This is a genomic window from Arthrobacter sp. TJ-266, assembly GCF_058269115.1.
This window is the reverse complement of record NZ_JBZCNC010000006.1, coordinates 25,006-37,215: the sequence shown is the minus strand read 5'-3', so window position 1 is coordinate 37,215 and position 12,210 is coordinate 25,006. Positions and strand designations below refer to the sequence as shown.

12 protein-coding genes and 1 tRNA gene are annotated in these 12,210 nt (G+C 70.9%); 7 read left to right on the top strand and 6 right to left on the bottom strand.

Annotation, left to right across the window (positions count from 1 at the left end; translation table 11 throughout):
* Positions 1-21 precede the first annotated feature (21 nt).
* Both AC4D12_RS15515 and AC4D12_RS15510 read right to left on the bottom strand, forming a co-directional pair.
* On the bottom strand, positions 22-807 hold the full coding sequence (locus AC4D12_RS15515) for an ABC transporter permease (RefSeq protein ID WP_490950857.1): 786 nt from the start codon (positions 805-807) through the stop codon (positions 22-24).
* A 62-nt stretch (positions 808-869) separates the two neighbouring features.
* Positions 870-1,886, bottom strand: coding sequence for an ABC transporter ATP-binding protein (locus AC4D12_RS15510; protein WP_490950856.1), 1,017 nt, complete (start codon positions 1,884-1,886; stop codon positions 870-872).
* Between the two features lie 115 nt (positions 1,887-2,001).
* Between AC4D12_RS15510 and AC4D12_RS15505 the strand changes: the two genes are divergently transcribed.
* The 4 genes from AC4D12_RS15505 to AC4D12_RS15490 are packed head-to-tail and all read left to right on the top strand — an operon-like array spanning position 2,002 to position 5,069.
* Positions 2,002-3,345, top strand: coding sequence for a sensor histidine kinase (locus AC4D12_RS15505; RefSeq protein WP_490950855.1), 1,344 nt, complete (start codon positions 2,002-2,004; stop codon positions 3,343-3,345).
* Entirely contained in the window at positions 3,342-3,944 is a 603-nt protein-coding gene (locus AC4D12_RS15500) for a response regulator transcription factor (protein WP_490950854.1), read from the top strand. Before AC4D12_RS15505 ends, AC4D12_RS15500 begins: the two co-directional genes overlap by 4 nt.
* Positions 3,945-3,981: 37 nt before the next feature.
* Entirely contained in the window at positions 3,982-4,605 is a 624-nt protein-coding gene (locus AC4D12_RS15495; RefSeq protein ID WP_490950853.1) for a bacterial proteasome activator family protein, read from the top strand.
* Positions 4,606-4,613: 8 nt separating this feature from the next.
* Positions 4,614-5,069, top strand: a complete 456-nt coding sequence (locus AC4D12_RS15490; protein ID WP_490950852.1) for a hypothetical protein — start codon at positions 4,614-4,616, stop codon at positions 5,067-5,069.
* On the opposite strand, the gene AC4D12_RS15485 is transcribed toward AC4D12_RS15490, so the two are convergent.
* Positions 5,063-6,823: a hypothetical protein gene (locus AC4D12_RS15485; RefSeq protein WP_490950851.1), complete on the bottom strand. Its 1,761-nt coding sequence runs from the start codon at positions 6,821-6,823 to the stop codon at positions 5,063-5,065. The genes AC4D12_RS15490 and AC4D12_RS15485 overlap by 7 nt on opposite strands.
* A gap of 115 nt (positions 6,824-6,938) precedes the next feature.
* Between AC4D12_RS15485 and AC4D12_RS15480 the strand changes: the two genes are divergently transcribed.
* Together AC4D12_RS15480 and AC4D12_RS15475 are read left to right on the top strand one after the other, a co-directional pair.
* A complete protein-coding gene (locus AC4D12_RS15480; protein WP_490950850.1) occupies positions 6,939-7,778 on the top strand; it encodes an aldo/keto reductase in 840 nt (279 codons plus the stop codon).
* Positions 7,779-7,981: 203 nt separating this feature from the next.
* A complete protein-coding gene (locus AC4D12_RS15475; RefSeq protein ID WP_490950849.1) occupies positions 7,982-8,224 on the top strand; it encodes an acyl carrier protein in 243 nt (80 codons plus the stop codon).
* 149 nt (positions 8,225-8,373) lie between these two features.
* Here the strand turns inward: AC4D12_RS15475 and AC4D12_RS15470 are convergent.
* Positions 8,374-8,446: transfer RNA gene (locus AC4D12_RS15470), tRNA-Thr, on the bottom strand.
* Positions 8,447-8,663: 217 nt separating this feature from the next.
* Between AC4D12_RS15470 and AC4D12_RS15465 the strand changes: the two genes are divergently transcribed.
* Complete coding sequence (locus AC4D12_RS15465; RefSeq protein ID WP_490950848.1) at positions 8,664-9,425, top strand: HAD family hydrolase; 762 nt, start codon at positions 8,664-8,666, stop codon at positions 9,423-9,425.
* Between the two features lies 1 nt (position 9,426).
* Here AC4D12_RS15465 and AC4D12_RS15460 read toward each other — a convergent pair whose 3' ends face one another.
* Positions 9,427-11,007 carry an alpha/beta hydrolase gene (locus tag AC4D12_RS15460; RefSeq protein WP_490950847.1) on the bottom strand — a complete coding sequence of 527 codons (1,581 nt, stop codon included), beginning with the start codon at positions 11,005-11,007 and terminating at the stop codon, positions 9,427-9,429.
* The gene (locus AC4D12_RS15455) at positions 11,004-12,131 is read right to left on the bottom strand and encodes a DNA polymerase III subunit delta' (protein ID WP_490950905.1); all 1,128 of its coding nucleotides are present in this window, start codon (positions 12,129-12,131) and stop codon (positions 11,004-11,006) included. The genes AC4D12_RS15460 and AC4D12_RS15455 overlap by 4 nt, the downstream gene beginning before the upstream one ends.
* Positions 12,132-12,210: the final 79 nt, after the last annotated feature.

Sequence of the window (12,210 nt, the reverse complement as noted above, 5' to 3'; positions counted from 1 at the left end):
CCTTCCGCGTCCGGGGACGTCTCAGCGCTTCTCCCACCGGAAGCGCTTCGCGGCGAGCTGGTAGGCGATCGCCGTCCAGGCCAGGAGGACCACGGCGGCGCCGGCCACCGAGAAACTCATCGGCTCGGCACCCCAGCCGGCCATCAGCAGGTTCTGCAGTGCGCCGCCCGGGGTGAGGCGGGAGATGCGCTCGAATCCGTCGTCGAACGCCGTCCAGAAGAAGCTGCCGAAGACCAGGGCGAAGAACGGCAGGGTGGTGATCTGCGCCGCGGCTGCCGACGGCGTGTAGACGCTCGTCAGCATGCCCACGGTGGCGCACAGTGCGAGGAAGCCGAGGGCCGCCCCGAGGACCATGAGGGGCTGGGCCGGGGCGTCGATCCCGGCCAGGCCGAGACCGACGGCGATGATCGCGAGCTGCGCGGCCACCAGGGCCACGATCGGCAGCAGCATGCCGAGCCAGATCACGGTGTCGGAGGACTCGCCGCTCCTCAGGCGCTTCAGGAACAGTTCCTGGCGGCGAGTGGCGAGCGTCGTGGTGGCAGTGAGGTACACCCCGAGCAGTGCGACCACCATGAGCGTCAGCCCGGCCATGACGGCGGCGCCGGAGGGGTCCGTCACCTGGTCGGCTCCTACGTAGAACATGTAGACCGCCATGGCGATGGGCATGAGGAGCGCGCCCATGAGGACGGTCTTGTTGCGGAAGATGATCCGCAGTTCCATCGCGGCGATCGAGAGGATGCGGCCGGCCGCGGAGGGCGGGCGCGTGGCGGGGTGGGACGGTGTGGTGTGGTCGAGCAGAGCGGTCATCGGTGCCTCCGGGGTGAGTGTCGAGGTGTGCGGGTCGGGTGTGCGCGAGGGGTGGTCGCCGGTCAGGCGCTCTCGCCCTGGCTCACGCGACGGAAGACGGCGGCGAGCGAAGCCTCGCTGGCCGAGAGCCGGTCGAGCCGCACGCGGTGTTCGTCGGCCCAGCGGAGCACGGTCCAGAGATCCCGCTGGAGGTCCTGTGAGGTCAGGGTCACCTGCGTGGTGGACGGCGTGGGCGTGAAGCCCGGGGCGAGGCCGGCCGCGGTGAGAGCGAGGACGTCTGCGTCGGCATCCACCTCGAAGGAGATGGTCGAGGGTTCGCGGCGGAGCACGTCTCCGAGCGTGCCCTCCACGGCGATGCGTCCGGCGTGCATGATCGCGAGGCGATCCGCGTAGGTCTCGGCCTCCTCGAGGTAGTGGGTGGTGAGGACCACGGTGGTACCGGCGCCGTTCAGCCGGCGGACGAGCTCCCACGTGCGCTCACGGGACTCCGGGTCGAGGCCCGTGGTGGGCTCGTCGAGGAAGAGCACGTCGGGGTCGTTCGCGGTGGCCAGGAGGAGGTCGAGGCGTCGGCGCTGACCGCCCGAGAGCATCTTCACGCGGGTACCCGCCTTCTCCGCCAGGTCAAGGACGTCGAGTCCCTCGGCGATGACCTGCTCACGGCTGCGGCCGCCCGGGTCGGCCGAGGACAGCCGGAGCCACAGCGAGCAGGTCTCGGCGACCGTGAGGTCGTCGGCGAAGCCCGCCTCCTGCAGCATGATGCCGAGTCGGGGCCGGATCCTGGCCCTGTCGCGGTGGGGATCGCCGCCCAGCACGCTGACGGAACCCGAGGTGGCGGGGCGGTGCCCCTCGAGGGTCTCCATGGTGGTGGTCTTGCCCGCACCGTTGGTGCCGAGCAGGGCGAAGAACTCTCCGTTGCGGATGGAGAGGTCGATCCCCTTGACGGCTTCGTAGGAGCCGTAGGAGCTGCGCAGGCCCTGTGCGGAGACGGCGATGGTGTCGGCCGGGACGTGATGCGCGGGGACGGAAGGCGAGGGCGAGGGGCGGGTGGTCGGGGTCTCGGGGCCGGTGGTCCTGTTCATGTCCTCCATCCTTCGCCAGCGGCGACCGCGCGCGTCAGTGGCCTCGCGTCATCACCCCCTCTGCGGCTTCGCACACCCGGACCGTGACAGATGTCATGGTCCTACGATGAATCGCATGGCGCTCCTCAAAGCTCGGTCCCGGTCCACACCAGCGGACGACGGCGCTCGCGGCCTGCCGGTCGGCGGCCCGACCGTGAGCACGGACACCGGCCGCGGAGTCCGTGCGACCTGGCGCTACACGGTGTCGTCCATCGTCTTCTACAGCGTCGTGCTCGCGTTCCCGACGACCCTCTTCATGATCGCCGGCGACGACGACGGCCTGCAGGTGCTCGACCTCGTGATCCTCGTGCTGTGCCTCGTGGCCGTCGGCGCTCTGGTCCGGTACTGCTGGTTCTTCCGGCCGGGTCTGGGCGCGGGCCTTCCCCCGAGGGTCTACACCCTCTGGCTCCTTGGTCCCGCCGCGGCGCTGTACCTGCTCGGTCTCCTGCAGGCGCACACGCTGTGGGTCGGAGCGGTACCCCTGTGGTTCGCGGCGAACGCGCTCGCCGTCGTCGTGCACCGGGCGCTGAGGCTGCGGGTTCTCGCGGCGGGGCTCGCCGCGTTGGTTCTCCACGGGTTCCTCGGCGCGCTCCTGGGCCGGACACCCGCTGGGGCGTTCTGGGAATCGGGCGGCGTCACCTCGCTGGTGATCTACGCGCTCGCCACACCCGTGCTGTTCGTCGCAGGCATCTGGTGGTGGGACATCGTGGTGCGCCTGGATGACAGCCGCCGGGCGTCGGGTGAGCTCGCCGTGGCGAAGGAACGTCTCCGCTTCGCCGCCGACCTGCATGACATCCAGGGGCACCATCTGCAGGTGATCGCCCTGAAGACGGAGCTCGCCGGGCGGCTGCTCGCCAGTGATCCCGCCGCGGCCGCCGAGCAGATCGCGGAGGCCCAGCGTCTGGCGCGGACGGCCCTCGAGGACACGCGTGCGCTCGTCCACGGCTACCGGACCGTGTCGCTCGCGTCCGAGGCGGCCAACGCCGCCGAGGTGCTCGGTGCCGCGGGCGTCCGCTGCGTCGTGGCCGTCGACGCCGAGGGCCTCCCGCCGGCGGAGCGGGCGCTCTTCGGCCTCGTCATCCGCGAGTCGACCACCAACATCCTCCGCCACAGCGAGGCGACGTCGGCGGAGTTCGCCCTCGTGCGCTCCGGCGGCCGGTTCGAGCTGACAGTCAGGAACGACGGCGTGACGGGCGTCGCGGCGCGCTCCGGGGGCTCGGGCATCGACGGCCTGAGGCATCGGTTCGGGGAGGTCGGAGGGTCCGTCCATGCGGTCCGCGAGGGCGGGCATTTCACGCTGGCGGCGTCGGTTCCGGACCTGGCGGGCGCGGGCAGCGACCAACCGGTCTCCGTGGCCCGCGGCGGTGACACCCCGCAGGTACAGGAGCCCGTGCGGGGCGGCCAGGGAGGTCCGGAATGATCCGCCTGGTCCTCGCTGATGACGAGCACCTCATCCGTGGTGCCCTCGAGGCGCTCCTGGGCCTGGAGCCGGACCTCGAGGTGGTGGCCAGCGCGGACAACGGGATCGATGCCGTCCGCCTCGCCCGGGAGCACCGGCCGGACGTCTGTGTCCTCGACCTGGAGATGCCGCCGACCGACGGCATCTACGCTGCCGAGGAGATCCTCCGCTCGGTGCCCACGCGGGTGGTCATCGTCACCCGGCACGCGCGTCCCGGCGTGCTCCGGCGGGCGCTCGCGAGCCGGGTGTCCGGCTTCGTACCGAAATCCACGCCGGCGGAGAAACTCGCCGATGTGATCCGCGACGTCGCAGCCGGTCGCAGGTACGTCGATCCGGACATCGCCGCCAGTGCCCTCAGCGGGGAGTCCTGTCCGCTGACGGCACGGGAGCTGGACGTCCTCCGGCACGGACGCCAGGGTGCGAGCCTGCAGACCATCGCGCGGGAGCTCCACCTCGCGCCCGGGACCGTCCGCAACTACGTCTCGTCGGCGATGGCGAAACTCGGCGCCCCCTCACGCCACGAGGCGGCAGCCAGAGCGTGGGAGCAGGGCTGGATCTGACCTGACCCGCGAGGATCCGTTGTGGGAGCATAGCGTCATGACTGAACAGCAGCCCGCCAGTCCCCTCACGCCCGCGGGCGAAGCGTCCGTGCCCGACGCCGCCCTCCTCCCGCAGGAGAGCGCAGCCGGAGGATCCCCGGCCCCCGACGATCAGACGGACGGCCGATCCACGTCCCTCTCCGAGCTGGTCGACGAACCGGCCAAGGTCATGCGGATCGGCACCATGCTCAAGCAACTGCTGGAGGAGGTGCGCACGGCACCGCTCGACGACGCCGGACGCACGCGGCTCGCCGCCATCCACGAGCGGTCCGTCAAGGAGCTGGAGGACGGACTGGCGCCCGAACTCGTCGAGGAGTTGCACCGCATCAACCTCCCGTTCGACGACGATTCCATCCCGACCGACGCCGAGCTCCGCGTGGCGCAGGCGCAACTCGTGGGCTGGCTCGAGGGGCTCTTCCACGGTATCCAGGCGGCCCTCGCCGCGCAGCAGATGGCCAACCAGCAGCTGGCCGCCCGGCTCCAGCTCCGCCAACTGCCGCCCGGCACGGTGATCGCCCCCGGCGTCGTGGTGGGTGAGGACGGAGAGCCCACGCGGACTGCGGGGCAGCGGCCCGCGCCGGCGTCCCCGGCGGACAGCCACGGGCCCGGTCAGTACCTGTAACGGCGCCGGTGGCATTCTTCGCGGCTGCGCGGCAGGGACGGAAGGACGACGCCGAACTGGGCACGGGCGTCTGGCGGCGGGCACACGACCGCTTCCGTCGCAGCCTGGACCGGTATCACCAGATCCTCGAGGGCATCGACGACGACGCCCTCTACAACGAGCTCGTGGGGATCGCCGACGAGCTCGGCGCCATGCTGCCGCGTGTCCGGGGACTCTGCGTCGAGGCCCAGGCGATCGCGCCGAGCTCGGGGCTCGACATCCCCGGCGCCCTCCTGCAGGTGCACCGCGCACTTTCCCGTGCGGGGAACACCCTGGCGACGACGGCGGAGGCCGCCGCGATGACACGGCTCGACGGCGAACGTTGGGGCGTGGCGTCCTCGGGGCTGGAGAACGTACGGCGCCGCGCGCAGCTGGTGACGGACGACGTCGACGAGGCCGAGCGGGCCATGCCGGGGCGTCAGTAGTTCAGGAGGGTGTTGCCGGGGGTGATGGCGATCTCCCACATCTCCAGCTCCTGCCCCGCGCACGTGCCGTACTCGCCCGTGGGTATGCCGCGGATGAAGGGTGAGGTGCGGTTCTCGTCCACGTAGGGGTAGCCGCGCTCGTTGAGGATCGTGAGGACACGGCCGTCCGCCTGGGGGTCCCCGTCGGCGTAGAACATGGTCTGTTCACGATCGTAGGCCGAGAATCCGCTGGGCCAGCGGAGCAGCACGGAGCGGTCGTTGAACTCGAACCACGAACACACGCTGTCGCCGTCACGGCTGAGCCGGAAGGATCCGAGCAGATTGCCGGGCAGGTTCTGCTCGTCGCGCCCCTCCGCCGGCCTGATCCCGACGATCTCGTCCGGGTCCAGCGCGCCGGGAGGGGAGTCGCTCGTCTCCACCCGGAGCTGCTCGTCGGGCAGGGCGTCGATCGCGTCCCGCACGCCGTCCGGCAGGGCGGCCGGAGCACCCGCGGTCGTCGTCGCCGCGGGCGTCCTCAGGTCGACCAACGTGAGGACCGCGCTGTCGCCGTCGAGGGGCGCCAGGCCGCCGTCGTCGCGCCGGTCGAGGAACACGAGCTGGTACGGCGGGAAGAGGTTGCGGCTGTAGGGCCTGCCGGACGTGCTGCGGCCGGTCACGTCGATGGTCACGACATCGTCCGCGGTGTCGGCCCCGCCCTTCAGGAACTGCATCACGGAGACGGTCTGGAGGATCCGCACCTCGTCGTCCACGAGCATGGACTCGGTATCGAGCGCGTCGACCACCGCCACGACGTCGGCCTGCTCGAAGAGGCGCGCGGACTCCTCGCCGGGTTCGGGGGCAGGAGGCGGGACCAGTGCTACGGCGAGCGCCACGGTGATGGCGACCAGGCACGCCCCACCGACGACGGCGCGCACCTTCGTGCTCCGTCGCGTACCCTGCCCGGCGTCTGCGGTGACCTGAACCGACGGAACGGGATCGAGCGGCTGGGGTTCGACGAGCGCAACCGGCTCGGCCGGCGGAACGGGCTCGGCCGGCGGAACGGGCTCGGCGGGCTCGGCCAGCTGACCGAGCTGATTGAGCTGACCGGGCTGACCGGGCGGGACAGTCGGCGCAGGCTCGGGCCGGATGGGCGCGGTGGGCTCGGGCTGTTCGGTGGAGCGGACGTGCTCGGTGGAGTCGACCGGGGCCGCCGCTGCTCGGTGCCTGCGCCCGGCGTCGTCGGCTCCGCCGGTGACCCGGCGGCTCACCCGGACCGACTCGTCAGGGACATGCCGTGCGGGGTCGGCGGCACGGAGCGCCTGGATAGCAATCCTCGACCGTTGCTCGGGGAAGTTCTCCCCGGACGCAGCGCCCGGGTCCGCCGCGGCGGGGGTTCGGGGAGCGAGCGCTGCGCCGAAGGCGGCCTCGACGTCGTCGAACCGCTCCGGGTCAACACCCGCGAGGCGGCCCGCCGCTGTGGGGTCCAACCCGTCCCAGTGATGCAGGAGCAGCAGTTCCCGCTCGTCCGCCCGTAGCCCGGCGAGCGCCGCCTCGACGTCGGGAGCGTTCCGGAGCCGCGGCACGTGGCTGGGCGGGAGGTAGCGGTCCAGCTCGGCGCGGGCGAAGCGCAGCAGCGCCTCGAGCGATAGTTCCCCCGACGCGAGAGCATGTCGGGCCGTCGCTCCGGCCAGCCTGGTGCTGAGCGATCGCCGCAGGACGTAGAGGTGGACGGCATCGTGGAGCGCCTCCCGCTCGTCGCGCTCGGGGTGGTCCACCGCTCACCTCCGCTCGGGGCGCCTGCTCCGCCCAGCTCGTGACGCGATACTGCGTCGGCTGATAGTTGTAGGAGGACACAGAAATAAATGACGGGAGACCGTGGTTCCCGCCAGTATGACTACATCACCACACCTTACGTTCAACGACGGTCACACCATCCCGCAGCTCGGCTACGGCGTCTGGCAGGTCGAGGACAACGTCGCGGAGGACGTCGTGGGCAAGGCCTTCGAGGCCGGCTACCGACACATCGACACCGCGAAGATCTACGGGAACGAAGCCGGTGTGGGCCGCGCGATCGCGTCCTCGGGCCTCAGCCCCGAGGACATGTTCATCACCACCAAGCTGTGGAACGCGGACCAGGGCTACGAGAGCACGCTCGCCGCCTTCGACGCCTCCATGGAGCGCCTCGGCCTCGAGACCCTCGACCTCTACCTGATCCACTGGCTGCAGCCCAAGCAGGGCAAGTACCTGGACACCTGGAAGGCTTTCGTCGAACTGCAGAAGCAGGGACGCGTGAAGAGCATCGGTGTCTCGAACTTCACCATCGAGGCCCTCACCGAGATCATCGACGCCACCGGCGTGGTACCCGTCATCAACCAGGTGGAGAGCCACCCGTACCTCAACCAGGCTGAACTGCGCGCCTTCGAGGCCGAGAAGGGCATCCTCCACGAGGCCTGGTCACCGCTCGGATCAGGCAAGGGACTGCTCGAGGATCCCGTGCTGCAGGACATCGCGACGAAGCGCAACGCCACTCCCGCCCAGGTGGTCCTCGCGTGGCACATCGCGCTCGGCAGCGTCGTCATCCCGAAGTCGGTCACGGCATCGCGCATCGTCGAGAACTGGGGAGCTCTCGACGTCACGCTGGAGGACGCGGACATCGAGGCCATCAACGGCCTCGACAAGGGCTCGGCCGGCCGCATCGGCGCCGACCCCGCCACGTCCGACTTCGCCTGATACCTCCCGCACCACGTAGCGGATGAAGAAGCCACCCGGCATGCCGGGTGGCTTCTTCGTGTCCCGGGCCGATGCGGACGCCGCGGGGGTACCAAATGCCGTGCGGGTGCGCGAGACATCGGACGGCGTGAATCCCCATTGCTGCGCCGGAAGGGCGCCTCCTAGCCTGACTGCACCTGTTCACCCCCACATGGAGGTGCCTCATGGCCACTGGCGAAACCGGATTCGACGACGTCTCGTTCGACCTGATCTCACTGCAGTACCACTCCCTGAAGGCCGGGCACGACTACGGCCAGTACGTCCGAGACGCCCGCAACGCCGGGCGCGACGACATCGCGGACTTCTTCGAGCAGGTCATGGCCCAGGATTCCGAGCGTGCCGCCCGGTGCCACGCATTCCTCGGCGAGCTGACCGGCTCCTCCGAGTCGGGACCCGCACTGAGCTGACCCACCCCGGCATCCATGCCCCCACGAGAACGGTCCGCGCGACGGCGGGTGCTTCGGCGCCCGCCGTCGCTGCTGTGTCGACGCTGCTGCGTCGGTCAGGTCGAGCACACGGAAAAGCCCCGGCGGGCGACCGTCCGGGGCTTCTGAAGAGCCTCCTGCCAGAGTCGAACTGGCGACCTTCTCATTACGAGTGAGACGCTCTACCGACTGAGCTAAGGAGGCAATGCTTCGCGGCGGGGGCGTGGCCCCGGTCCGATCCACAAGCGACAACTTTATAGGAGGTTCGTCGCCGGGGTCAAAACTGCCGGCGTGGCCGCACGTTCGTACCCCGTTCATCCTCCTGCCGTCCGTCCGTCACCACCCCGACAGCCCGGTAGGGGAGCCTAGAGTTGCCCATCTCCGGAGCCGGAGGGGTCTCGGCCGGCAAAGGGGACGCCGCATGACACAGGACCAGAGATTCTCGCTCGCCGTCATCGACATGGCGGGAACCACGGTGGACGAGGGGCCCCTGCAGGAGGAAGCGTTCGCGCGGTCCCTCGCGTCCCATGGAGTGCTCGAGGGAACCGGGACCTTCGACGAGATGACGTTCTACGCCCGGCAGACCATGGGCACGTCGAAGGAACTCGTCTTCCGTCACCTGTTCGACGATCCGGCCACGGCTGTCGCGGCGAACCGGTCCTTCGAGGCCGCGTACGACAACCTGCTGGCGCGGCACGGCGTGCAGCCGATCGAGGGGGCCGAGGAAGCGATCCTCGCCCTCCGCGAGTCCGGCCTCAAGATCTGCCTGGCCACGGGCTTCGGCCGCCACACGCAGAACATGATCCTCGAGTCCCTCGGCTGGATGGGCCTGGCCGATCTGAGCCTCTGCCCCTCCGACGCGGGTCGCGGGCGTCCGTACCCGGACATCATCCTGACGGCGGTCCTCGCCCTGGACATCGAGGACGTGCGCACGGTCCTCGTCGCGGGGGACACGACGTCGGACGTCCTCGCCGGCCAGCGCGCCGGGGCGGGCGCCGTCGTCGGAGTGCTGACGGGCGCGCACTCGGAGGCGGAACTGCGACTCGCCGGCGCCGACGCCGTCCTCCCCTCCATGTGTCACCTGCCGGAGTGGCTGCTGACCGGGTCGCGCAGCCCCGGGACATCGCCGGCCGAGCCGCCCCGCTCCATCGACCCGGCCGACGACGTCATTCAGCTGGGCTGATCTAGCAGCGCGCGCCGTCCTCCGGCACGGTCCCGTCGACGAAGTAGTCGTCCACCAGGTCGAGGATGCAGTCGTCGGAGCGTCCGTAGGCTGTGTGCCCTTCGCCCTCCCACGTCACATGCACCCCGGAGTCGAGCTGCTCGGCGAGCGCGGTGGACCATGCGTAGGGCGTCGCCGGGTCGCCGGTCGTGCCGATGACGACGATCGGGTCAGCCCCCTCGGCGCTCACCGGAGCGGGCGTCAGGACCGGCGGGTAGCGCCACGGGGCGCAGGTCACACCGCCGTAGGCGAGGAAGCGGCCGAAGGTGGGTGAGGCCGCCTCGAGGTCCTGCTCGTCCGCCTTCATCTGCGCGGGGTCGTCCGACATCGGATAGTCGAGGCAGTTCACGGCCAGAAACGCTGCCGTCGAGTTCGAGGCGTAGGTGCCGTCCGCCTGTCGCTCGGCGGAGAGATCTGCCAGGTACAGCATGCTCGAGGGGTCCCCGTTGAGCGCTGCCGTGACGGACTGCGTGAGGGTGGGCCAGTTGGCGTCGTCGTAGAGCGGCAGGATGAATCCCTGCACGAAGGTGGACACCGGGACCCGCCGCCCGTCCTGTGCGGTCATGGGGTTGCGCTCCACCGAGTCGAACAGGTCCTGGATCTGGCGCACGCCGTCGTCCACGGATCCCGCGTAGGGGCAGTCGTCGCCCTGCTGGCAGTCCGTGACGTAGGCGCGCAGGGCGGCCTCGAAGCCGGTCGCCTGCCCGAGGGTGATCTCGTCGTTGCCGAGCGAGGGGTCGATCGCCCCGTCGAGCACGAGCCGCCCCACCCGCTCGGGGAACAGCTCCGCGTAGGTGGCGCCGAGCTGGGTGCCGTAGGAGAACCCGAGGAAGTTCAGCTTCTCGTCGCTGACGAGCGCCCGGAGGATGTCCATGTCGCGGGCCGCGGACACCGTGTCCACGAATCCGAGCAGCTCCCCGGTCCGTTCGGCGCACAGGTCCGCGAAGCGCTGGGCGTCCTCCCGGAGGAGCGCGAGGAGCTCGTCGTCCGGTGCGTCCACGGGGTAGGACTTCTGCCGCGCCTCGTCCTGCTCCTCCGCGGTGTAGCAGGTCACGGCGCTGGAGCGGTTGACGCCACGGGGGTCGAAACCGAGGACGTCGTAGTTCTCGCGGAGCCGCTCACTCGTCACGTAGTCCAGGGAGTCGCGCACGATGGCGACGCCGGAGCCGCCCGGTCCGCCGGGGTTCACGAGGACGGTGCCCTGCGCCTCACCGCCCGCCTCCGACCGGATCGCCGCGATGTCGATGCCGGCACGGCCGGGATCGGCGTAATCGAGCGGCACGGTGATGGTCGCGCATCGGAACGAACCCTCGCAGTCCTCCCATCGCACCTCCTGGGCGTAGAAGTCGCGGAGGTCCTCGGGCACGTCCCCGATCGCCGCCGGGTCGGCCGTCTCGATCTCCACGGAGTCATCGCCGCCGCCCTGTCCGGAGGGGAGCACCGTGCACCCCGAGACCCCGAGGAGGACGGCGAGGGCGGCGGTGAGCGTGCGCAGCCGGCGGGTGCGGGCGGCGGTGACGGGAATTCGTGTGGATCTGCTCATCGCTCGAGGTCCTTCCGGGACAGGAGGGTCACGGCCATGGCCTCGATCGCCAGGAGGGGCGAGACGTTGGTGCTCACGAGGCGGGTACGCACCTCATTGATCGCCTCGATCCGCAGCAGAGTGTCCTCCGGGCTCTCCCGGCGGGCGAACTCCTCGAGGTCGGGGCGCAGCGGCTCGTTGACGAGGGACCGCCCGCTGGAGACCTGCAGCATGAGGACGTCCCGGTAGAAGGAGATGAGGTCGGTGAGCGCCCGGTCGAAGTAGTCGTTCTTCGAGCGCTTCGCCCGCCGCGTCTGGTCCTCCTCGAGCCGTCTGATCTGCGCGCGCATCGACGGCGGCAGCGTACCGGTCTCGGGGGCGCCGAGGGTGGCCAGCAGGGCCGTCCGCTCCTCGGCGTCACGTTGCTCGAAGGAGCTCTGCGCCTCCGCCTCGGCGAGTTTCACGAGGTCCGCGGCGGCCCGCATGGCGCCGGAGACGGAGCGGAGCGTCAGCGGCAACCGGACGATCTGGTTCCGGCGCTCCCGCGCGCCGGCGTCGATCGCGAGCCTCTTCGCCACGCCGATGTGGCTCTGCGCGGCACGCGCTGCGGCCTCCGCGGTGGCCGGATCGATGCCGTCCCGCGTGACGAGCAGATCGGCGACGTCCGCCACCGGGGGCAGGCGCAGACCGACCGAGCGGCAGCGCGAGCGGATGGTGACGAGGACGTCCCCGGGGCTGGGCGCGCAGAGCAGCCAGATGGTCCGCGGCGGCGGCTCCTCGATGGCCTTCAGCAGCACGTTGGTGCTGCGTTCCTGCATGCGGTCGGCGTCCTCGACGATGATGATGCGCCAGCGGCCCGTCGACGGCTTGTCCTGGGCCTTCCGCACGAGTTCGCGCGCTTCGTCGATGCTGATCGTCACCTTCTCGGTGGTGACGTTCGTCAGGTCCGCGTGGGCGCCGGACAGCACCGTGCGGCACGCCTTGCACGTCCCGCAGCCGCGCTCGCTCAGCGCCTCCCGGTCGCACAGGAGGGCTGCCGCGAAGGCCCGGGCGGCGTTCGAGCGTCCCGATCCCGGCGGGCCGGTGAAGAGCCAGGCATGCGTGGGCGCGCCCGACTGCGCGGCGCGGCGCAGTTGCTCCACCACCTGCTCCTGGCCCCGGAGGTCCGCCCATACGCCGGTGGCCGGGCGCCGGTCCGCGCCGGTACCCGGCTTCCTGTCGACG